General features: G+C 67.3%; 20 protein-coding genes. 1 reads left to right on the plus strand and 19 read right to left on the minus strand.

Annotation, left to right across the window (positions count from 1 at the left end; all coding sequences use genetic code 11):
- Nucleotides 1-33: 33 nt before the first annotated feature.
- Nucleotides 34-1,065 carry a phosphotransferase gene (locus WS96_RS16605; RefSeq protein WP_059833883.1) on the minus strand — a complete coding sequence of 344 codons (1,032 nt, stop codon included), beginning with the start codon at nucleotides 1,063-1,065 and terminating at the stop codon, nucleotides 34-36.
- Nucleotides 1,066-1,084: 19 nt separating this feature from the next.
- On the minus strand, nucleotides 1,085-1,759 hold the full coding sequence (locus WS96_RS16610) for a histidine phosphatase family protein (RefSeq protein WP_059786423.1): 675 nt from the start codon (nucleotides 1,757-1,759) through the stop codon (nucleotides 1,085-1,087).
- Between the two features lie 203 nt (nucleotides 1,760-1,962).
- Here WS96_RS16610 and WS96_RS32485 point away from each other — a divergent pair, with 203 nt between their 5' ends.
- Nucleotides 1,963-2,118, plus strand: coding sequence for a DUF3309 family protein (locus tag WS96_RS32485; RefSeq protein WP_034185249.1), 156 nt, complete (start codon nucleotides 1,963-1,965; stop codon nucleotides 2,116-2,118).
- Between the two features lie 132 nt (nucleotides 2,119-2,250).
- On the opposite strand, the gene WS96_RS16615 is transcribed toward WS96_RS32485, so the two are convergent.
- From WS96_RS16615 to WS96_RS16695, 17 genes are all read right to left on the minus strand, one after another.
- Nucleotides 2,251-3,540, minus strand: a complete 1,290-nt coding sequence (locus WS96_RS16615) for an acyl-CoA dehydrogenase family protein (protein ID WP_034205721.1) — start codon at nucleotides 3,538-3,540, stop codon at nucleotides 2,251-2,253.
- A gap of 171 nt (nucleotides 3,541-3,711) precedes the next feature.
- Nucleotides 3,712-4,386 (minus strand): TetR/AcrR family transcriptional regulator, encoded by a 675-nt coding sequence (locus WS96_RS16620; protein ID WP_179949056.1) that lies wholly within the window; start codon nucleotides 4,384-4,386, stop codon nucleotides 3,712-3,714.
- Nucleotides 4,387-4,554: 168 nt separating this feature from the next.
- On the minus strand, nucleotides 4,555-6,039 hold the full coding sequence (locus tag WS96_RS16625) for an NAD(P)/FAD-dependent oxidoreductase (protein WP_059833885.1): 1,485 nt from the start codon (nucleotides 6,037-6,039) through the stop codon (nucleotides 4,555-4,557).
- Between the two features lie 11 nt (nucleotides 6,040-6,050).
- Nucleotides 6,051-7,292 carry a thiolase family protein gene (locus tag WS96_RS16630; protein ID WP_059833886.1) on the minus strand — a complete coding sequence of 414 codons (1,242 nt, stop codon included), beginning with the start codon at nucleotides 7,290-7,292 and terminating at the stop codon, nucleotides 6,051-6,053.
- A gap of 25 nt (nucleotides 7,293-7,317) precedes the next feature.
- Entirely contained in the window at nucleotides 7,318-8,871 is a 1,554-nt protein-coding gene (locus WS96_RS16635; RefSeq protein ID WP_059833888.1) for an AMP-binding protein, read from the minus strand.
- A 42-nt stretch (nucleotides 8,872-8,913) separates the two neighbouring features.
- Nucleotides 8,914-10,044 (minus strand): saccharopine dehydrogenase family protein, encoded by a 1,131-nt coding sequence (locus WS96_RS16640; RefSeq protein WP_059833893.1) that lies wholly within the window; start codon nucleotides 10,042-10,044, stop codon nucleotides 8,914-8,916.
- A 173-nt stretch (nucleotides 10,045-10,217) separates the two neighbouring features.
- Complete coding sequence (locus WS96_RS16645) at nucleotides 10,218-10,889, minus strand: c-type cytochrome (protein ID WP_059833895.1); 672 nt, start codon at nucleotides 10,887-10,889, stop codon at nucleotides 10,218-10,220.
- Nucleotides 10,890-12,368 (minus strand): flavin monoamine oxidase family protein, encoded by a 1,479-nt coding sequence (locus WS96_RS16650; protein WP_059833897.1) that lies wholly within the window; start codon nucleotides 12,366-12,368, stop codon nucleotides 10,890-10,892.
- A gap of 43 nt (nucleotides 12,369-12,411) precedes the next feature.
- Complete coding sequence (locus WS96_RS16655; protein ID WP_059833899.1) at nucleotides 12,412-13,380, minus strand: WD40/YVTN/BNR-like repeat-containing protein; 969 nt, start codon at nucleotides 13,378-13,380, stop codon at nucleotides 12,412-12,414.
- A 31-nt stretch (nucleotides 13,381-13,411) separates the two neighbouring features.
- Nucleotides 13,412-13,696, minus strand: coding sequence for a hypothetical protein (locus WS96_RS16660; protein WP_059833901.1), 285 nt, complete (start codon nucleotides 13,694-13,696; stop codon nucleotides 13,412-13,414).
- 31 nt (nucleotides 13,697-13,727) lie between these two features.
- Nucleotides 13,728-16,088: an efflux RND transporter permease subunit gene (locus WS96_RS16665; RefSeq protein ID WP_059833903.1), complete on the minus strand. Its 2,361-nt coding sequence runs from the start codon at nucleotides 16,086-16,088 to the stop codon at nucleotides 13,728-13,730.
- A gap of 54 nt (nucleotides 16,089-16,142) precedes the next feature.
- A complete protein-coding gene (locus tag WS96_RS16670; RefSeq protein WP_059833905.1) occupies nucleotides 16,143-17,987 on the minus strand; it encodes a DUF1302 domain-containing protein in 1,845 nt (614 codons plus the stop codon).
- Between the two features lie 78 nt (nucleotides 17,988-18,065).
- Nucleotides 18,066-19,433: a DUF1329 domain-containing protein gene (locus tag WS96_RS16675; RefSeq protein ID WP_059833907.1), complete on the minus strand. Its 1,368-nt coding sequence runs from the start codon at nucleotides 19,431-19,433 to the stop codon at nucleotides 18,066-18,068.
- Nucleotides 19,434-19,648: 215 nt separating this feature from the next.
- Complete coding sequence (locus WS96_RS16680; protein ID WP_059833908.1) at nucleotides 19,649-20,062, minus strand: RidA family protein; 414 nt, start codon at nucleotides 20,060-20,062, stop codon at nucleotides 19,649-19,651.
- Between the two features lie 17 nt (nucleotides 20,063-20,079).
- Nucleotides 20,080-20,913 carry a phytanoyl-CoA dioxygenase family protein gene (locus WS96_RS16685; RefSeq protein WP_059833911.1) on the minus strand — a complete coding sequence of 278 codons (834 nt, stop codon included), beginning with the start codon at nucleotides 20,911-20,913 and terminating at the stop codon, nucleotides 20,080-20,082.
- 243 nt (nucleotides 20,914-21,156) lie between these two features.
- Nucleotides 21,157-21,777: a TetR/AcrR family transcriptional regulator gene (locus WS96_RS16690; protein ID WP_059833913.1), complete on the minus strand. Its 621-nt coding sequence runs from the start codon at nucleotides 21,775-21,777 to the stop codon at nucleotides 21,157-21,159.
- A 73-nt stretch (nucleotides 21,778-21,850) separates the two neighbouring features.
- The gene (locus tag WS96_RS16695; protein ID WP_059833915.1) at nucleotides 21,851-22,525 is read right to left on the minus strand and encodes a hypothetical protein; all 675 of its coding nucleotides are present in this window, start codon (nucleotides 22,523-22,525) and stop codon (nucleotides 21,851-21,853) included.
- Nucleotides 22,526-22,530: the final 5 nt, after the last annotated feature.

Consider the following 22,530-nt stretch of genomic DNA (forward strand, 5'->3'; position numbering starts at 1 on the left):
CTTCGCGGCAATGCGTAGCGCTTCGCGGCGCCGTCAGCGATGCGCGTCGATCACGCCGACGGCCATTTCGGCCAGCCGGCCGGCCATTTCGCCGACGCGCAGCGCCTGCTCGCTCGATGCGTTGCCCTGCAGCGCGCGCGCCTTCACGCCCTGCGCGATCGCCGCGAGCCGGAAGAAACTGAATGCGAGGTAGAAATGCCAGTCGCGGATCGGCGCGATGCCGCGCAGCTCGCAGTAGCGCGCGACGATCGCCGCTTCGTCAGGAATGCCGAGCGCCGCGCGATCCTGGCCCGCCAGCCCGCGCACCTGCCCGCCGGACGGCAGCCGCAGGCACATGCAGAAATACGCGAGGTCGGCGAGCGGGTTGCCGAGCGTCGACAGTTCCCAGTCGAGCACGGCCTGCACGCGATAGCCGTCACGCGCGAACATCAGGTTGTCGATCCGGAAATCGCCGTGCACCAGCGCCGGCCGGCCCGTGTCCTCGGGGCACGCTTTGGGCAGCCAGTCGATCAGCGTCTCCATCGCGTCGAGGCGTCCGGTTTCGGCCGCGCGATACTGCTTCGTCCACACGCCGATCTGGCGTTCGAAGTAGTTGCCCGGGCGGCCGTAGTCGGCGAGGCCCACCGCGTCGACATCGACGTCGTGCAGCGCGGCCATCGTCTGCAGCAGCGCGTCGTAGCAGGTCGCGCGCTCGGCCTTCGGCAGTTCCGGCAGCGCGGGATCCCAGAAGATCCGGCCATCCTCGAAACTCATCACGTAGAACAGGCTGCCGATCACGTCGCGGTCTTCGCAGAGGTGATACGGATGCGCGACCGGCACCGCGGTGCCCGACAGCGCGCGCAGCACGCGGAATTCGCGGTCGACCGCGTGCGCGGATTTCAGCAGTTCGCCCGGCGGCTGGCGGCGCAGCACGTAGCGGCCGCTCTTCGCGTTCAGCAGGAAAGTCGGATTCGACTGGCCGCCGGCAAACTTCTCCATGTCGACCGGGCCTTCGAAGCCCGGCACGTGCGTTTCCAGATAACGCGTGAGGCGGACTACGTCGAGTTGCGGGGAAGGGTTCGTCATCGTCGCGATCGTTCGTGGGTCAGCCGTAGGTCCGCAGCGCGTGTCGTTCGGGATCCTCCAGATGCGGGATGCCGTTGAACGACGCGAGATGGAACGCGTCGGCGTTGAAGAAAAACTGCGAAAGACTGCTGTTGCGGATCTGCAGGTTCAGCGCGATCGCGCTCGACGGCGGCGCCGCGAGCACCTGCTGCACGGTGACCGCGATCGGGCCGCCGGAACTCACCGCCAGCACGCGCTGGCCGCCGCCGTGGCGGATCGCGGCGCGCGCGTCGGCCACGCGCTGCTGGAAATCGGCCCAGGTTTCAGGGGCCGCATCGCCGAGCTTGTCCTCGGTCCACAGGTGCAGTACCTGCCGCAGCGCGCGGAAGTGTTCCTTCATCGAGCCGGCCGCGAGCCGCGCGATCTCCGGATAGTCGCTGGCGGCTGCCGCGAACAGCCCGTGGAAATCGTATTCGTTCAGGCCCGGATGGCGGTCGACCGCGACGCCTTCGCGGCCCATTCCGCGCAGGATCGCGGCGACCGTCTGCGCATGGCGGTTCATCGTGCCGCAGATCACGCGGTCGAACGTCAGGCCCTGCCGCGCGAAGTATTCGCCGAGCCAGACGCCCTGCTGGTCGCCCGCCGCGGACAGCCGGTCGTAGTCGTCGGTGCCGAACGACGCCTGCCCGTGCCGTACCAGAAAGAGTTCAGCCATTGCGCTCGCCTGAGGGAAACCGAAGGCCCAGCATAGCGACCAGGCGTGCATTTTTGAAATTTATTTTCTGAATCGATCGGTATTCATCGCATGAATTCTCGGGATTCGAACAATGCGCTTGCGCCAGCTTTCACCCGCGCCCGCGTCGCGGCACGCGAATTGCGCCGGCGCACACCGTGTCGAATAAATTCAGGAGGGATGCGATGCTCGGTACGATCCTCATCATCGTTCTGATTCTGCTGCTCATCGGAGCATTTCCTTCATGGCCGCATAGCCGAAGCTGGGGTTATTGGCCGTCGGGGACCGTCGGGCTGATCGTCGTCATTGTCGTGATACTGGTGCTGCTCGGTCGCATCTGAGTCCGGACGCGCGTGCCGCTGCATGGGCACGCGCGTTCCGTTCCAGCGGGCCGATCCGGCCGCCGTGTCTTCTTTACACGCGAAAGTAAGCCGCAACGGAAAGCCCGGCCGCGCGGCCCGTTCGCCCCCCGCTTATTCGCGCGTCCATCCGTTCTCGTAAAGCTGGCCCGCCAGCACGCCGAGGCGCGACGCGAGGATGTAGTTCTCGCCATCCTCGATCAAGGCCGAACGCACGTCGCGGAACAGCTTCTCGATCGGGAATTCGCGCGTGGTGCCGTTGCCGCCGAACAGTTGAAACGCCTCGTGCGTGATCTTCATCGCCTCCTCGGTCACGCTCACCTTCGCCTGCGCGGTCGCATACGGATGACTCTGGGGCGACATCCGCGAGAACGCGAGGCTGCGGCGCGCGATCGCGCGCGCCATTTCGAGCCGGCGCAGCATCTCGCCGATGCGCAGGTGCGTCATCTGGTGATCCATCAGCAGCGCGCCGCCCTGCTTGCGCTCGTGGCAATACGCGAGCGCCAGTTCGAACGCGGCCCGCGCCGCGCCGACGAACACCTGGCACATGTGCGTGCCCGCATACGACCACGTCGATGCGAGATTGCCGAGATAGTCGTCCTTCAGCGCGACCGCGAAGCGCTTCGGCACCTTCACGTTGTCGAAATAGATCTCACCCTGCGGCAGCGCGCGCTGGCCGATCTTGTCGAGCGGCTTGCCGCGCGACACGCCGGGCAAATCGAGCGGCAGGATCATCGCGATGCCGTTCGTGAACGCGCTGCGCTCGCCTTCGCCGTAGAAGCCGTCGCCGTAGTCGGCCGCCATGTACGCGAGCGCGACCTGCGCGACCGAGCCGTTCGAGATCCACGCCGAGCTTTGCCCGTTGATCACGATCTCGTCGGCGCCGACCTTCGCGGTCACGTTGCCGACCGGCTGCCGGCCGTTCCCGGCGAGCTCCTGCCGATACAGGATCGCCGCATCCGACCCGCGATCGGGCTGCGTATTCATCCAGCAGCCGACCTTGCCCGCGCACATCTCGATCAGTTCGGCGTTGCCGACCGTGTGCGCCATCATCAGCGGCATCGTGGCCGCACCGATCGACACGGCGAGGCCCGAATCGCCCCAGCCGAGCTCCTCGCCGATCAACGACTCGATGCGCACGGCCGTCTCCGGCGGAAACTGCGCGATCAGCTGCGGATCGAGCCCGAGCTTCGCGCTCTCGACGATCGCGGCCCAGTACGGCGAGCCGGGGGCGATCACGTCCTCCGCCGTCATCCGGTCGAGCTCGCGGCCGATCGGCCGCAGCACATCGCGCGCAAAACGATGAACCGTGTGCTGGATTGCGCTTTCCTCTTCGCTCAGCGGCGTCTCGAAGCCGGTCATGCCGACCGCGGGCAGCGCCGCGGACTTGTTCAGACGAATCATCTCCGTTCTCCTCCTGGACTCGAATCATGTCGGCCCGGCAGCGGACGCGCCAGGCCATCCCACATCTAGTAATACATACCAAACATAGGTCATCATGACAAACACAGGAAGCAAAAAAAAGACAGGGTATTCCCCTGTCCCGGTTCGCTTGGCCGCTGCAGGCGCGTGCGGTTACTTGCCGGCCGGACCCGTCAGCGTGCCGTAGGCGATCGCGCGCGACGTCGCGAGGAAATACGCATCGAGCGCCTGCGTCAGCCGCCCGGTGCCGTACTGCATTGCGAGGCCGTCGGCCAGCGCGATCAGCATCGTCGCCGCATGCCGGCTGTCGGCCGCGCTGAACGCCGGATTGACGGCGCGCAGCAGTTGCGCGAGGTCGCGCGTCAGCGTCGTGTACCACTCGTCGTAGAGCTTGAAACATTCGGCATCGGTAGCCGCAAACGACAGCAAATGCCGGAACAGTGCGTTGTACTTGGCATCCTTCGCATCGGCGATCGAGCGCTGCATGATCTCTTCGAACACGTCGCGCGGGGACGCTTCGCTGCTCATCGCGCGCTTCATGTCGTCGAGATAGGTGTCGATGACCGGTTCGATGACGGCCCGCAACACGGCGATGCGGGTCGGGAAGTAGTACTGCAGATTGCTGACGCTGATGCCCGCCGCCGCGGCAACCGCGCGCTGCGAGAATTCCAGCGGGCCGCCGTCGAGCAGCAGCTTGCGTGCGACGCGAATGATCGTGTTGCGGGTGCGCAGGCCCTGCGCCCGCAAGCCGTCGGTGTTGCCGGCTGCGGCGGCGGGAGTCGAGGTGCGTCGCTTTTTCGTGCTGCGCGGCTCGTTGGACACTGTCATCGTGTTCGTCGTGAAGAGGGCGTTTCGGCTTCGTCGAATGGGCGCTCCGTCCCTTACGGAGCGCCAACGACTATACCCGATGCGAGCTGCATTTTCCATCGAGCCGCCCCTTCCGTCGGGTGGCCCGGCCGGATGCGCGTTTTCGCGTCGCGACGACCGCATGCGCCGCTACATCGGCCGCACCTTGCGATTCACGCGTTCGTCGAGCAGGTTCGCGACGCCGAGCATCGCGGTCATCGCACACCATCGCAGCGGCTCGGGCGGCACCGAAGGCGTCTTGTGCGTCAACGCGTCGAGCAGCGGCGATCGCCCGTCGTGAATGCGCTCGGCCAGCACGCGGCCGATCAGCGATTGCGTGCCGACGCCGTGCCCCGAGCACCCGGCCGTGTAGAACACGTTGCCGTGCGCGCCGGCCGCGCCGACCACCGGCAACGCATCGCCCGCGAACGAGATGTAGCCGCTCCAGCAAGCACGCACCGGCACGTCGCCGAGTTGCGGAAAGCGCGCGTGCAGCGTCTTCAGAAGCGCGCGATACGTGTCGCCGTCCGGCACGTTCGGCGTCTGCGAGCCGTAGACGTAATGCAGCCGCTTGGTCGTCAGCAACAGCGTGTTGCGCGCGGTCAGGCGGTGGCTTTCCATCGTCAGATGCGGCGTGACGATGCCCTCGCGATTCGGCCAGCCGAGCGCCGCGAGCTGCGCGTCGGACAGCGGCTCGGTCTCGAGCGCCGATACGCGCAGCGGCATCACCTTGTCGCCGAGCAGGCCGAGTTGCGGCGTGTACGCATTGGTCGCGAGCACCAGCACCGGCGCGCTCGCGCTGCCGCGCGCGGTGCGCACGCGCACCGTCTCGCCCGCGTCGAATTCGAGCAGCGCGGTGTTCTCGTAAAGTCTCACGCCGGCCGCGAGCGCAGCCCGCCGCAAGCCCGTCACGTACTTGCCGGGATCGAGCGTGCCGCCGCCCGGCACGTATGCGCCGAACAGGAACGCCGGCGGAATCCCGCGCTCGCGCATCGCCGCGCCATCGAGAAACTGCGCAGGCGAGCCGAGTTCGATCCCGGTGGCCATGCTCTCGCGCAGGCGCTTTTCCTGCGACGGATGCACGCCCGCGCGAATGATGCCCGATGCGCGGTAGTCGCAGTCGATCGCGTATTCGGCGAGCTTGCGTTCGACGTACGCGACGCCTTCGTCGTAGAAGCCGACGATCCGCTTCGCCTGTTCGTGGCCGACCCGCTTGAGAAACAGCTCGTATTCGAGCCCCTGGCCGCCGGCGAGATAGCCGGCGTTGCGCCCGCTCGCGCCGAAGCCCGCGAACTCGCGTTCGAGCACGACGACGCTCGCGCCGCGCGCGGCCAGCTCCAGCGCGGTCGACAGGCCGGCAAAGCCGGCGCCGACGACGATCGCGTCCGCCTGCACGTCGCCTTCGAGCGCCGGTTGCGCGCGCTCGGGCGGTTCGATCCAGCCGCCGGCGGGACGATATTTCCGTAACGCGGCGTCGGCGCGCATTTCCTCGCCCCAGCGCACGAGCGCCCCGTCCGCGTCGGTGCCCGCCGCCTGCATCGCCGCTGCCGCACCGACCCCGCCCGACGCCGGTCGCGTCGTCCGCCCTGTCTGCGCCACTTGCCCGAGCGCCATTGCGCCGTGTGCGTCGCCCATGTCCGTCTCCGTCAATCCCTGCTGAGAATGTGAATCGCCAGTGCCGCCTCTTCGACGCCCTGCAAGCCGCCGCCGTTCTCCTGGATCGCATGGCGGGCGCCGTCCACCTGCCGTGCGCCCGCTTCGCCGCGCAACTGCGTGACCAGTTCGTATAACTGACCGATGCCGGTCGCGCCGAGCGGATGCCCCTTCGATTCGAGGCCGCCCGACGTGTTGATCGGGATGCGCCCGCCGAGCGTGAACTCGCCGCGCTCGGCGGCCGGCCCGCCTTCGCCGAGCGGCACGAAGCCGAGGTTCTCCGCCTGGATGATTTCGCCCATCGCCGACGCGTCGTGCACTTCGGCCACGTCCATGTCCTCCGGCCCCACGCCGGCCTGCTCGTACGCCTGGAATGCGGCGAGCCGGCCGATGTGCTTGTGCGGCTCGTCGATGCGCCGCCGCGTGAAGCTGCGGATCACGCTCGCGGCGATCCGGATGCAGCGGCTGCGATCGGCGCCGATGCGCTTCAGCCCTTCTTCCGTGCAGAGGATGGCGGCCGCCGCGCCATCCGACAGCGGTGCGCACATCGGCAGCGTGATCGGGTACGTGATCGGTGCGGCCGACAGCACCTCGTCGATCGTGAACGGCTGGCGGAACTGCGAGTACGGGTTGTGCACCGAATGCCCGTGGTTCTTCGCCGACACGGCGGCGATCTGCCGTTGGGTCGTGCCGTACGTGCGCATGTGATGCCGGCACAGCGCCGCGTAGATCTTCATGAAGCGGCTGTACGGGCGGTCGGATTCCGAGCCGGGCGGCGGCTCGATCCCTTCGCCGAGCCGCGCGAGCATCGCGAAATTCTCGTCGACGCGCGACACGTCCCAGCCGGCCTCGAACAGCGCGAACGATTTCGCCTTGTCCGCGACGTTCATCTTTTCCGCGCCGAGCGCGAGCGCGACGTCGCATGCGCCCGACTGCAACTGCCGCACGGCGAGGTGCACGGCCGTACTGCCCGACGCGCACGCATTCTCGACGTTGAACACCGGGATGCCTTCGAGGCCGATCTTGCTGAACACGACCTGGCCGGGAATCGACAGCTGCCCCTGCAGCGCGCCGTTGGTGATGCCCGCGTAGAACGCGGTGCGGATCGCATCGGCGTGGCAGCCGGCGTCCCGCAATGCGCGCTGCAGCGCCTCTCTCGCCAGGTCGTCGAGGCTGCGCTCGAGATGCCGGCCGAACACGGTCATCGCGATGCCGGCGATGTAGATGTTGCTCATCGTATGGAATCCGTATGAAGCAGGTTCATATCCTGCGTTGCTGGCCTTGCCAGTACCGTTCGCGCAGATCCTTCTTCAGCACCTTGCCGGCCGTGCTGCGCGGCAGCGCGGCGACGAAGTCCACGCTCTTGGGCGCCTTCACCGAGCCGAGCTTCTCCTTGCACAGCGCGACGAGCTCTTCCGCGCTCACCTGCTGCCCGGCATTGAGCTCGACGACCGCCTTCACGGCCTCGCCCCACTTGTCGTCGGGCACGCCGATCACCGCGCAGTCCTGCACGGCCGGATGCGCCCAGATCACCTGCTCGATTTCGCTCGGATAGACGTTGAAGCCGCCGCTGATGATCATGTCCTTCTTGCGGTCGGTGATGTGCAGATAGCCGTCGCGATCGAGATGGCCGATATCGCCGGTGTGCAGCCAGCCGTCGACGATCGTCTCGGCCGTCTTGTCCGGCGCGCGGTAGTAGCCCTTCATCACGAGATCGCCGCGCACGCAGATCTCGCCGGTCTCGCCCTGCTTCAGCAACTCGCCGCGCTCGCCGACGATCTCGACGCGCACCAGCGGATTCGGACGGCCGACCGACGCGAGTCGCGTGTCGTGCGCCAGCTTGCCGTCGACGAAATGCTCGGCCGGCGTCAGGTACGAAATCGACGCGGGCGCCTCGGTCTGCCCGTAACCGCCCGTCATCACCGGGCCGAACACGTCGATCGCGCGCTTGAGCTTCTCGACCGACATCGGCGCGGCACCGTACAGGAAGTAGCGCAGCGACGAGAAATCGACCTGCTCGATGCCGGGGATATCGAGCAGCCGGTAGATCACGGTCGGCGGCAGGAAGAACTCAGTCACGCGATGCTTGACGATAGCGCCGAGCAGCAATACCGGGTCGGGCTTCGGCAGCACGACCACCGTGCCGCCGCGCGCGGTGCACGGCAGCGACATCATGCCGGCCGTGTGCGTCATCGGCGCCGCGGCGAGATTCACGGGGCGCACATCGTCGTACGTCATCGCGATCATGAATTGCGCGAAGTACGTCTGCAGCGAACGATGCGTGTTCATCACGCCCTTCGGCGCACCCGTCGTGCCGCCCGTGGCCGACAGCGCGACGACGTCGTCCATCGCGTAATCGACGACCGGCGGCGTCGCCGGCTGGCGCTCGCTCCACGCCGCCAGCGACGGCGCCCACGGCAGGTCGGCATCGAGACACACCCACAGCCGGATCTTCGGCAGGCTCGGCCGCAGCGCATCGATCGCGTCCGCGAACGCCTGATGGAAGAACAGCACTTCGCAGTCGAACGCATCGAGCACGTACTGGTTCTCGGCCACCGCGTTGCGGCCGTTCACCGGGATGTACGCGAGCCCGGCGCGCCACATCCCGAGCGCGCAGCTCCAGCCGATCACGTCGTTGTCGGCCCACACCGCCGCCTTCGCCTCCTTCGCGAAGCCGGCGGCGAGCAAGCCGTTGGCGATGCGGCACGACAGCTCGCCGATCTCCTGGAACGTGTAGTTGCGCTCGTCCTGGATGTACGCGATGCCGTCGGGATTGAGCCGCCACCCGCGGTCGTAGAAATCGATAATGGCCATGTCACAAGTTCCGTTGGGTCTGTACCGGTGCGGCGGCGGCCGTCACAGTTGCGTGACCGTCGCGCGCGCGAGCCCGCGCTGTTCGAGGAAGCCGAGCAGGTAGCGATGACCGAATGCCTTCGAGCCGGACGCGAAGCCCGTGCGCGCGGTATCGCCGTCGAGCAGCTTCAGCACGCCGGCCGCGTGAATCGCGCCCGTCGAGATGTACGGCGTGACGCCGTGCACGGTCGCGCGCACCGCCGCGAGCTGGCCGCGGCCGATCGCGACATCGACGCTGCGCTGGATCGTCGTGCGCTCGCGCGGCGGCATCGTCGGCGTGGTCGACGCGACGACCTGCTTCAGCACCTCGTCCTGCTGCTCGCGCGGCAGGTGCTTGTATTCGGCTTCCCACTTCTGCCCGAACTGGTGCACCAGCTTCATCACGTTGTTGTCGTAGAAGCCCACGCACGAGATGCAGCTGCGCACGCGCGCATCGTGCTCGAAATAAACGGGCAACGACGTGCCGCCCCACGGCAGGCAGAACACCGGCTGCATCAGCTCGGGCGTCGCGACGGTAAACGACGCGTCCGCGGCGTGCGGCACGAGCGTCTTCTCCCACAGGTAGCAGGACTCGTGGCGGGCGCCGTCGAAGATCGTCGCGGTCGAGCCGATGCTCACGCCGGCCGCACCGCGCGGGCCGCGCGTCAGCGTGGCCGTCTCCAGCGCATCGATGCCCGGCGTTTCGAGCGCGAGCTCGGCGGCGATCTCGGCGAACGTGTACATGTAGGCGTTCGACGACGACACCAGCAGGCCGGCCTGGCGATACTGCTCGCCGAATTCGTCGCGCACCGCACGGATATACGACTGTTCGCCGGTCGTATCGAGGTGGTGGCAGCCGGCCTTCAGCGCGGCCTCGACGCCGACGAGCCCGAAGCTCGAGAACGGCCCGACCGTGTTGCACACCACCTTCGCACCGCGGAAAACCTTCACGAGCGCATCGACGTCGTGCTCCGCTTCGATGATTTCGTATTGCGCGGATTCGAGCCGCACGACGCGCTGCGCCATCATGTCCTTCGCGCGGGCCGCATTGCGCGCGACCGCCGTGAACGGGATGTTCTGGTCGATCAGCCAGTCCATGATCAACATGCCGGTGTAACCGCTTGCGCCATAAACGACGACGGGGTGCTTAGCCATGCTTGTCTCCTGAAACGTGAATTGTCGAGAACCGGTTCGGTTCGAGGTCGGGTACTGCTGCTTCGTATCCGGCGCGTTCTTTTATAGAACACATTACCAATCTTAGGTCACTATGGCAAAGTAAACGACAAAGAAAAAGGCAGGGTATTCCCGGCCCTCACGCCTTTCCCGCATCATCTGGCCGCCCCGTCCGGCGACAGGCCGGCCAGATAGTGCGCGACGGCACGCGTGTCGTCGCCCGACAACGTCGCGGCCAACCCGTTCATCGCACCGGTCGGATCGTGCCGCTCGCCCGAGCGGAACGCCGCCAGTTGCGCTTCCAGGTAAAGCTGTCCCTGGCCGGCGAGGCGCGGGGCCGGATCCTTGCCCGTCAGCGCCGCGCCGTGACACGCGCGGCAGCTTCGCGCCTCCACGAGCGCCATTCCCCGCTTGTCGAGCGCCGCGTCCACCGGCACGGGTTCGTTGCGCGCCGGTGCCTGTCGCGCGAAGTAGGTCGCCAGCGCGTCGATCTTCGCGTCGTCGAGTTCGCGCGAAAGCGGCCCCATGTACGCGTCGCGGCGCTGGTCCGCGGCGAACGCGCGCAGTTGCGCGGCGATATACGGGGCCGGCTGGCCCGACAGCGACGGATACCACGCGTTCTGCGACTGTCCATGCGCGCCGTGGCAGAAGAAGCACGTCTCCTGAGCCTGCGGCCACGCGCCGCCGTTGGCTTTGTCGGCTTCGCCGATCGCGGCCATCGCCTTCTGGTAACGCATGCCGTCGACGAGGTCCGGGCCGTACAGCACGCCGGCCGCCGCGCCGCCCGCCAACAGCAGCGCGGCGCCGATCATCCAGGTTCGTTTCACTCAGGCCTCCCCGCCGCGGCCGGCCAGCTTGCCGAGCGCCTGCAACGCCGCGCGATGCCCGGCGCGCACAGCGCCGTCCATCGCGCCGGGCCACAGGTCGGCCGTCTCGGTACCCGACCAGATCAGCCGGCCGGCCTCCGGCCGCAGGAACTTGCCCCATTTCGTCCAGAAGCCGGGCGGCAGCGGGTGGATGCACTGCAGCGTCCACGGATCGACGCGGCCCCAGTCGTAGTCGTGGAACTGCGTCGGATGCAGCGCCTCGTCGCCGAGTGCGCGGGCAAAGATGGCCGACAGCGTTCGCTCGGCCGCCTTGGGTTCGGCCGGCAGCGCGCCCGGCGCGACGAACGCGGCGAGCACGCCCACCGAGCCGTCCGGCGGCGAGTTGTCGTACGCCATGAACACCGGGCCGCCGACTTCGAAGATCTGTCCGTTGTAGCCGCCGTCGCGCCAGAACGGCCGGTCGTACACGTGCACCGTCTTGCGCATCGGCGCATTCGCCGGCCAGTTCCGCTGCAACTGCGCGCGGCCTTCCGGCAGCGGCGGATCGAACGCGATCTGCTGGCACAGCGCCGGGTTGAGCGCGACGATCACGCGCCGCGCGCGCAGCACACCGCGATCGGTCTGCACGTCGACCACGTCGCGATCCCAGCCCGAGATCTTGCGCACCGGGCAGGACAGTCGCACCTTCGCGCCGAGTTCGCTCGCCATTCGGAGGCTCAACACCTGCGAGCCGCCGACGAAGCGCGTTTCCTGTGCGCCGCCCTTGGTCGATTCGAGCTTCGCGTAGTCGCAATCGGCGCTATTGATCATCGACAGGTAGTGCAACAACCCGAGCTGCGCCGGCGCGCCGCCGAGCGACAGCTTTGCCGCGAGGCCGAGGAAGTAGCCGTCCTCGTAGGTCACGCCCTGCTTGAGCAGCCAGTCGCCGTAGGTCAGCTTGTCGAGCTCCGCCGCGTGCTGCGCGGTCCATGGTTCGCGCGACGGCACACCGCGTGCGAGTACGCCGAGCTTCGCGCCGATCGCGTCGTCGCCGCCCGAGCCGCCGTGAAAATCCTGGGCGACGCGCGCGTCGCCGGCCAGCACGACGGTCTTGCCCGCGTAATACGTCGGGAACGTATCGACGCCGAGTTCGCGGGCGAGATCGGCGATCGCCGTCTGCCCCGGGCCGATCCACTGGCCGCCGGCTTCGGACACCACGCCACGGCCGAGATCGTGGTTGTAGGTCCGCCCGCCGACGCGATCGCGCGCCTCGACGACGACGAACGATTCGCATCCGGCGCGCTTCAGGTCACGCGCGGCGGTCAGCCCCGCGAGCCCGGCGCCGATGACGACGACATCGAACACGCCGCGATCGGCCGATACCGACGCCGCGCCTTCGGCGAACGACACCTCGCCGGCCGCGAGCGACGCGGCGCCCGCGGCCGCGGCGCGCAATATCCGCCGCCGGGCCTGCATGTCCGGCTTGTCCTTGCGCTTCATTTCGAATGCTCCATGCTTCCTCGTTTTTCTCGATCGATTCGACTCATGGCGCGGCCAGCACGCCGTCCTGCGAAAACAGCACCGGCTTGCCGCGCGCGTCGATCAGCGCGGCGGTCAGCGTCGCGCGATCCGCGCGCTGCACGACGTCGAACGGGCCGCCGGCCACGCGCTGCGTCAGCACGAGGCCGTCGAGCCCGACGCCGGTCAGGCCGCCGCCGGTCGCGACGAGATCGGTGATCGAGCTGCGCGTGCCGGTGTGCTGCGCCGCCCACGTCGCGCCGCCGTCGCGGCTCTCGAACAGGCTGCCGAGCAGCCCGCCCACCACGATCCGCCCGTCCGGCGTCGCGACGCCCGACCACAACGTGCCCTTGCCGCCCGTCGGCAGATAGGTCCAGTTCGCACCGCCGTCGGCCGACTTGAGCACCATCCCCTGTTCGGAGACGATGTAGAGCGCCTGCGCGGCGTCGGCGAACACGCGATAGAGATTGCGGTCGGCCTTGCCGCCGCCCGGCGGCTTCGGCAGCGTCGTGCGTACCCACGTCTTGCCGCCGTCGTGCGTCTGCAGCATCAGCGACCACAGGCCGACGGCAATGCCGTCCCGCGCGTTCGTGAACAGCACCGAGAACAGCGGTTGGTCGACCGACGTATCGAGCCGCTGCGTGACCCACGTATCGCCGCCGTCGTCGGTTGCGAGAATCGCCCCCCACTGGCCGACGGCCCAGCCGTGCTTCGCGTCGGCGAACGACACGGCCGACAGCGTCGCCGATACCGGCACGCATCGCGCCTGCCGCCAGGTCTTGCCGTCGTCGTCGGACAGCAGCACGATGCCGTGCTCGCCGACCGCGACGATCCGCGCGCCGGCGCGCGCCGCGTCCATCAGCATCCGGTGCGTCGGCGCCGCCCACGCATGCGCGGGCTTCGCGGCCCAGGCCGCCACCGTTCCGTCCTGCGGTTGAGCGAGGGCCGCGGCGGCCGCGCAGAGCGCGGTGCAGGCAACGAGTGTCTTGATCATCGATGAACCTCCGTGATGGTGTGCGCGGGCATCAGTGGCTGAACAGCACCGACCAGCCGGCATGCGCGACGCCGAGCGCGACGACGGGCGGCTTGTCGGTACCCTGCGCGGCCGCCGCCTGAAGTCCGGCGTCGCCGTCGTTCGACGACGGCGCCACGGCCGGTTCATCGCCCGTGGCGTGGCGCACGCTGACACGTTGCGCGTCGGTCGCGAACGCGCGGGCCGGCGCGGGCTGTTGCGCAACCGTTTCGTGGAAGCGTGCGAAGCCTGTCGCCACGACGCAAAGTGCGCCGCACACAGCAAAGGTCTTGACCATGACTGGATCTCCGTCGGAATGTTCGTCGGCTTCAGTGGCTGAACAGGCCCGGTGCGCGAGCCGGCTTGCGGCGCGGAAACCAGCGCTCGAGCAGCGACGCGAGCGCGGGCAGCGCGGTCATCGCCATCACCAGGTTCACGATGAACATGAACGCGAGCAGCTTGCCCATGTCCGCCTGGAACTTGAGCGCCGAGAAGCTCCACGTCGCGACGCCGATCGCCAGCGTGATCGCGGTGAAGATCGTGGCCACGCCCACTTCGAGCATCGCGTGCTGCACCGCCTTCACGATGTCCTGCCCGCCCGCGAGATGCACCTGCAGCCGGTTGTAGATGTAGAACGCGTAGTCGACGCCGATCCCCACCGCCAGCACCATCACCGGCAACGTCGCGACCGTCAGCCCGATCTGCAGTTCCTTCATGAACCAGTAGCCGATGAAGGTCGCGACCGACAGCGGCACGCAACAGGCGAGCATCGCGCGCCAGTCGCGATAGGCGAGAAACACGAGCACCAGGATCGCCGCATACACGTAGAGCATCATCGGCAGCTCGCTCTTCTCGACTTCGTCGTTGGTCGCGGCGAGCACGCCCGCGTTGCCGGCGGCCAGCCGCACCGTGATGCCCGGGAACGGATGCGATGCACGGTATTGCTTCACGTCGTCGAGGATGCGGTTGATCGTCGTCGCCTTGTGGTCGGTCAGGAACAGGTGCACGGCCGTCATCCCGCAGTCGCGGCTCATGAAGCCCTTCAGGCGCGACACGTCCACCGACACCGCACCGTAGTTCTCGGGCGCGATCGGCACGACGTTCATCTTCGGGAAGTCCTCGTTGTAGCCCTGGTTGTATGCGCGCAGCATCGCCGAATACGACTGCACCGACACGACGCCCGGCTCGGTCTTCATCGCGGCCGAAAAGTCGTCCTCGTACAGCCCGACCGCCGGGTTGTCGCACGCGTTGCCGGTCGATTCGATCGCCACCGTCAGCCAGTCGAGGCCCATGTCGTAGTTGCCGGCGATCGACGTCGCGTCGCGGTTGAAGCGGGCGTCCGCGCGCAGCTCCGGCGCGCCCGGCTGCAGCGTGCCGATCACGCGGTCGCGGCTCTGCCACGCGGCGAGCGCGAAGATCGCCACCGTCAGCGCGACGGCGACGCCCGCAACCTTCGGCTCCGCCACGCGTGCAAGCACGCGCAGCGGCTTCGCACGCTGTTGCGCGCGCTTCAGCGAAGCGTCCGCATAGGTTTTCGTGAAGTTGAAGCACGATGCCGCGACGGGCAGCAGGATCAGGTTCGTCACGATCTTGTACGCGACGCCGAGCGACGCGGTGATCGCCAGCTCGCGCACCATCGGGATCGGGATCAGCAGCAGCGTGATGAACGACACGAACGCGGTGATCAGCGCGAGCACGCCGGGGATCAAGAGGCCGCTGAAGCTGTGGCGCGCCGCATCGAACGAACTCCGCCCGTGCGCGATCTCGCGGACGATGAAGTTCACCTGCTGCACCCCATGCGACACGCCGATCGCGAACACGAGGAACGGCACGAGCACCGCGAGCGGATCGAGGCCGAAGCCGAGCAGCTTCAACGTGCCGAACTGCCACACGAGCGACGTGAGCGAGCACGCGACCAGCAGCACCGTGAAGCGCACCGAATGGCAGTACCAGTACACCGCAAGCGTGGTCAGCAAGAGCGCGATCGCGCAGAAGCCGAGCACGGCCGTCGCGCCGTCGGCGATGTCGCCGATCTGTTTCGCGAAGCCGATGATCTGGATCTCGTAGCCGGCATCCTCGAACGGCTTGCGGATCTTGTCTTCGAGCAGGCGATTGAACGCGACGTAGTCGAGCACCTTGCCGGCGCTGTCGCGCTCGTTCAGCTCGGCCGTGATCATCGCGCTGTCCTCGCCGTGCGACACGAGCGTGCCGACGTAGCCGCCGAGCGTCGTCGCGCGGCGCACGCGCGCCACGATGTCGGGCGTCAACTGGTCGGGCGTCACCGTGCCGGGAATGATCGGCTCGGCGCGAAACCCTTCGTCGGTCACTTCGTTGACGAACGCGTTCGGCGTCCACAGCGAGCGCACGCCGATCCGGTCGACGTTCGGCAGGTACGTGACGGCCTGCGTGACGTCGTACAGCCGCGTCAGCCCCTGCTTCGACCAGATCGAGCCGTGCTTCGCGCGCACGACCACCGTGATCCGGTTCGCGCCGAGCAGGTCGTTGCGGTATTGCTGGAACGTGCGGATGTACTCGTGCCCGATCGGCATCTGCTTGTCGAAGCCGGCATCCATGCGCAGTTGCACGGCGAACACGGCCATCGCGACGGTGAACAACGCGATCGCCGCGAGCACGATCGCGCGGTGACCGAAGAAGAGCCTTTCCAGGCGACTGACCAGACGATTGAGCACGACGTTACCCCTTCATGTATTCCGGTGGCGTACGCCACCTGCCACCTGCCGCCGTCAGAAATTCCGCGTGACGAACAAGCCGACGAAATTACGGTCCGCATATGGCTGGCCTACCGTGTTGTGGCCGCCCCAGAACGCGGTGAAGTTGATGCCGGCCTGCCAGTTCGGCGGGTTCTGGTTGAACAGCACGTAGACGTTCAGCGACTTCGCGCCCTGCATGTAATTCGCGGTGAAGGTCGGCGTGTAGCCGTACAGGCCGTCGGAGAACGTCACGCCCGGCGTGACCTGCCAGCCGGGAATCAGCGAGCCGTCATAGGTCCAGTTGAAGTCGATCGTCGCGCCCACCGAGCTCGACGTGCCCTGGCCCATCCCGATCGGATAGCCGGCCGCCGACCCGTTGTTCAGCCACGGCAGGTAGCCGGTCTGCGGCACCTGCGTGACGGTCTGCCCGCCAACCGTGCGCGTGACGCCGCTCGAGCTCAGCCCCGGGTAGTAGATCCACGTCAGTTCCCACGTCAGCGCGGCCGAATCGGCGCCGAGCAGTTTCAGGAACGGGTACTCGCTGCGCGTGAGCGCGAGCAGCCCGTTGATGTCGTACTGAAACTTCTTCTTGTCGACCCATTGCTGGCAGTCCACGCCCGCCACGCCGTTCGTGTTCAGGTCGAGCGGGCCGCCCGCGCCGTAGCACCCCGACAGCGCGACCGCATCGCGCGGCCGGTACGACAATTCGGTGCCGATCGCCCACGGCCCGACGCCGAAGTTCGCGCTGACGCCGAACAACTGGCGCCGGCCGAGATACGACCATTGCTCGGTGCCGTTCGCGAGCGACGCGAGCACCGGCGACTTGTCGGTGTAGTTCAGGTAGTAGAACGCGAAGTTCGCGTCGAACGCGCGCGGCGAGTAGTTGAACTTCACGCCGAACTGCGGCCGGTATTTCGCCGGCAGGGTCGTCGTGCTCGGCAGGCCGATGTCATTGAACGGCGGCCCGGCGTAGGCGCCGTTCACGAGCCCGTTCCTGATCGCGTTGAGCGTGTCCTGGTTGCCGGCCGCGCCCGGTCCGCCGATCGCGTTGGCGATCGTGCCCGCGCTCGGGCCGGTCACGTTCAGGTTGTTCGTGTTGATCGTGAACGGCTCCGCGCCGCGGCCGAAGCCGTTCGTCACCGACCAGTACGACCCGACCGGCGGGTAGCGGTTGCCGTTCCACTGGAACTGGTAATACGCTTCGGTACTGAACCCGTGCGAGAGGTCGGCCGCGAAGCTCGCCATCGGCGCGGGCAGCAGCGCCTGCTTGAGCTGCGAGCCGGGAATCAGCAGCTTCTGCGCATCGATCGAGTTCGTCGCGTTGATGCCGCTTTGCGCGAACATGCTCTCGCCCCAGTTGATCACCTGGTTGCCGAGCCGCACGTGCGCGTTGCGCCCGCCGATCGTGAAATCCTTCTGCGCCCACAGGTCGAGCAGTTGCGCGTTGTAGACGACCTGCGCGGCCGCGGTGCTCGACAACGGCGTGCGGTTCGTGTTCGTGGCCATGAAGTCGTACATGCCGGTGCCGCGCACCATGAACTTCAACCCTTCACTCGGCATCTTCAGCAGCAACTCGCTGGTCGCGCTGATGTAGGTGCTGAACGGCTGGCCCTTGCGATAATTCAAATCGCCGTCGTCCGCGTAGCCCCATTGGTTCGTGTTCGCGCCCGCACCGCAGCCGAACGCGTTCGGGTCGCCGGTGAGCGAGCAGCTCGGGTTTTTGGTCCGGATGCCGGCGCCCGCCGTCAGGTTCGTCACCCACGAGCCCTGCACGGCGCCGCCGCCCGCCGTGAAATCGTACGCATACGCGCTCGACGTCGCGGCGCCCGCCATCGCCAACGATACCGTAGCATTCCTGAATAATCGTGCCGGTTCCATGATCCGCCTCCGCCCCTGTTCGATGCCGGCGCACGATCGTTGCGCGCGCCGGCCCTTGTATCCGTCTGCCGGTCGCCGTCAGCGTTCGCTGACCGAGCGCAGCGATTCCGCCGTATAGAAATCCTGCTTGAAGCGCGGATCGTCCGCGTGCTCGAGCCAGCGCACGTCCTTGCCCTGGCCGATCGACGACGCGTCGAACACGTAACGGCCGTTGATCATGTCGTATTGCGCGAGCGGTTCGTTGTCGCAGGTGCCGCCGAGCTCCCACACCGGAATCGGGTAGCTTTCCCGCACCTTCCACAGCTTGCCCTGCGCGTCGTAGTCCTCGCCGACGAGCGCGAGCCAGCTGTCCTCGTCGAGATAGAACACCTTCTTCGACGCGACGTGCCGCGCGCTCGGCTTCAACGCCGCCTCGACGACCCACACGCGATGCGTCTCGTAGCGCCGGCTCGCGGCGGCGACGCCGTCGGGCGTCGCGACGTCGTGCAGCTTGCTCTTGAACCGGTACAGGCCGAACGCGTTGTACGGCACGATCATTTCCTTCTTGCCGACCAGCTTCCAGTTGAAGCGGTCGAGCGAGCCGTTGATCATGTTGCCTTCGTCGATCAGGTACTGGTTCTCGAAGCCGATCAGCGGCGCGTCGTGCGTGTAGGCCGGCATGCGTCGCACGCGGCGCTGGCCCGGGAAGTAGTAGTACGTCTCCGACGGCTTGTTGAAGTACTGGCGCTGCACGAACGCCTGGCCGGCCAGCGCCGCCGGCGAATTCATCTGGAAGTAGACGGCCGTGCTGAGCTGATCGACCTCCTGCGGCGACGTCTTGCCGAGCTTGCCGGACGGGAAGTAATACGTCTGCGGGCCCACCGCGTCGATCCATTCGCTGCTGCCCGGACGCGGTGAAATCGTCGTGGCGACCTGCGCCCAGTCGACGCCTTCGCCGCGATAGCGCATCTCGTAGTTCAGGATCGCTTCGATGCCGCTTTTCGGTTGCGGAAACGGTACGCCGGGCAACGCGGCCGCGGCGAGGTTCTCGCCGCTCGCATCCAGCTTCGCGGCGGCGAGATTCGCCTTCGAGTTCTGCTCGACGGCATCCGGCAACTGGCATTCGCGATGGGACGGATAGACGTCCATCCGGTAGCCCTTCTTCTGCTTGATCAGCGCGACCTGGCCGGGCGACAGCTTGTCCGCATACTTGTCGACGTTCGCCGCGTCGATCGAGTAGAGCGGCTTCTCGTTGCGATGCTTCCAGAAATCGCCGCGCACCTTGCCCCACTCCCAGCCCGCGTCGGGCGACTGCTTGCCCGCGTAAGCCGGCACCGCGCCGTCCTTGCTCGCCGAGCGGTCGGCGCCGGCCGGCGTCAGATCGTCCGCCGCGACGGCGGTGCCGATCGCGACACATGCAGCGGCCGCGATCGCGGACGTGGTCCAGAAACGATGCTTCTTCATCATGGTTCTCCTTGCTGCTCCGCCTTCGCTCGCCCATTCCGGACGAAACCTCGTTTGTTTCGATCGTCGCCGTCAGTCGACGACGACGTCGCACCTGGCCGCGCCGGCCGGGGTTTCTCCGGCCGCTCGCTTGCCGCTCGACTGCCATTGCGGTATTTTTCGTCAGGACTGCGATTCGAATGGAACGCAGAATCGGCGAAAAACCGTCGTGCCTTCCGTCAGACCTTGCCGGACCCGGCCACCGCCACCGCGCGAATCTCGACGCACAGCCCCGGCAACGCCAGTTGCGCGACGCCTACCGCCGTCCAGGACGGGTAACGGTCGGGGAAATACACGTCCTTGACCGCTGCGAAGCCTTCGGTCTCGCGCTGCAGATCCGTATGGAAGGTCGTGAGTTCGACGACGTCGGCGAGACTCGCGCCGGCCTCCTCGAGAATCGTCTTCAGGCATTCGAACGCGATCCGCGCCTGCGCCTGCACGCCGTCGGCCGGTTGCATCTGCGCGTCGAGGCCGACCTGGCCCGACACCCAGATCGTGTCGCCGACGCGCGTCGCCGGCGAGAAGTGGTACGCGTCGTACCACGGCTGAAACGCTGCCGGCACGATCGATTGCCGCTTCGGAGTGGCTGTCATGATGAAAATCTCCCGGTTCAGACGAGTTGACGGAAACACGGCGCGCGGAACGGATCGCCGGCCTTCAGCGCGGCGAGTTCCTCGACGAACAGCACGCCGGCCGGCGTGAATCCCGAGCGGCTTTCGTCCGGCAGCGGACTGAACACCGCGTCGTCGCCGAAAAAGCGCAGCACGAGCGTGTGGCGATCGGGGAAATCGGCGTCGACCGCGCCGCCGCCGTGCAGCACGCCCGGATGAAGCAGCAGCACGTCGCCCGGTTTCGTTTCCCACGACAGGATGTCGTATGCATCCGGCGCCGCACGGCGCTCGGCCTCGATGTCCGGCAAGCGCGGCCACACGTCGCCGCCATGCAACGGGTCGGTCGGATCGTCGGCGTTCTGGAACGTCGTGCCGTCATGCCGCACACCGTGATGCGAGCCGCGCACGATCTCGAGCGCATTGCGCTTCGGTACGTGCTCGAAGCTGATCCACGCGTTGCCGAAATGCATCCCCTGCCACGGCAGGTACGACGTGTCCTGGTGCCACGGCGAGCGTGCGCTCTTGCCGCCGGCCTTCATGAACAGCTCTTCGGCGAAGTACCACACGTGCTTCGAGCCCCACAGGTCGGCGAACAACTGCCCGAACGGCAGCGTGCCGACGAGTGCGTCGAGCCGCGCCTTCGCATACGGGTTCGCGTTGTCGTTGTGCGACTTGTATTCGGTGCCGTCGAGCAGCGTCGTCGCCATCGGCCCCGGGTTTTCCATCCCCCAGTCGAACACCGCGCGGCATTGCGCGAGTTGCTCGTCGTCGAGCACGCCTTCGACGACCACGGCTCCGTCCTCGAAGAACGCCTTGCGCGTCATTGCATCCATCGTTCATCTCCCGATTCGTTCAGCCACGGCCGGCGGTTCGTCTTCATTGCCGGCCACCAGTAGAACACGATGACTATGTTAGGTCATCATGACAAAAATAATGAAAAGAAAAAGACGGGGTATTCCCTGTTTCGTCTGCATGATCGAACGTATGTCGCCGCCCGCCGCCGGCCCGTCATGACAATCGGCTTTCGGCCTTCATACACGCACACGACAACGCACGGCCGCCGCTTCTTCGCGCCTTCATCCGCGCACGCGGTCGAACACCGTGTGCGTGACGAAGCCAACCAACACTGCGTCGGCCAGCGCCTCGACCATGCTTCGCGCGTCGGCCGCGCCGCACGACTGCATGCCGTCGCACAGCGCGGTCAGGCCGAGCGCCAGCACCGGCACAGGCAACGGCAGCGACACGCCGGCCCGCGCCGCATACGCGTCGATGCACGTGGCCGCGAGCGCCTGCCGCTCGCGCAGCAACACGCCGAAGCGCGCGCGGAACCGCGGATCGCGCGCCGCCTGGAGCTGCGCGTCGAGCCACATCAGGCGCGCTGCAGACCGGGTCGTGCCCCTTCGCCAGTACGCGAGCATCGCGTGCTGCGCGTCGTCGGCCGGGTCATGCGAACCGACGATCCGCTGCAATGCCGCGGCGGCCTCGGCCTGATCGCGCTGCAACAGCTCGAACAGCGCGTCGGCCTTGCCGCGGAAGTTCGAGTAGAACGCGCCACGCGTATGCCCGGCCGCCGCGGCAATGTCTTCCACGCTCGCGGCCGCATACCCCTTCTCCGCGAAGATCGCGCGCGCGGCGTCGATCAGGCGTTCGCGCGTCGCATCGCGCCGCTCGGCGCGGGTCAGGCGAACCCGGGCCATCCGTGCGCTCCGCGATCGCGGCGGCCGGACCTGCAACCGGCGCGAGCCGTCTCCGCTTCCGCGATAGCGCGACTCATTTCGGATACGACAGGACGTTCGCGTTCACGTTGTTCGGTCCGGCGTCGCGCTCCAGTGCGCAATACGCGTGATAGAGCGCGGCGGTCAGGTACGACCAGGTCAGCAACGCCAGTACGTAGAAGTTGAATACGACGTTGGTTTCCTCGCCGGGGATCTTGTAGAAATCGTAGATGCACGCGATCGCCTGCGACGCGACGAGCGCGAACGTCGTCGTCAGCGCATGGAGCGTATGGCCGGCACGCACGAGCCGCCACACGAAGCTGGCGAGATAGATCGACATCAGCGTCCACATCGCCACGTAGAAGTACGGCAGCGCGTGCTGCAACACACCGGCCACGAGCGCGACCGTCCCGAGCGTCGCGAGCACGAACAGCGTCACGTCCTGCCGCAGCGACGGCCGGTAGCCGTGCGTGACGGCCATCAGGCCCGCAACCGCGATCACCGGCATCCCGAACCCGCGCGAGAACGCGTCGAGGAAGTGCGAAACGAAGTACGACACCGGCGATTCGGTCGCGAAGAAGATCACCGCGTTGGACGCGGAGATCGTCACGATCCACCACTCGAAGCCGAGCAGGAAGTTGCGCTTGCGCACGAACTTGAAGCCGTAGACGCCGGTCGTCATCGCAAGCGTCGCGCTGGCAAGACAAAGGACAAGTGATCTGTGATCCATGGTTC

Origin of the sequence: Burkholderia sp. MSMB1835, assembly GCF_001526365.1 — a bacterium.
In the GTDB taxonomy this organism is placed as follows: domain Bacteria; phylum Pseudomonadota; class Gammaproteobacteria; order Burkholderiales; family Burkholderiaceae; genus Burkholderia.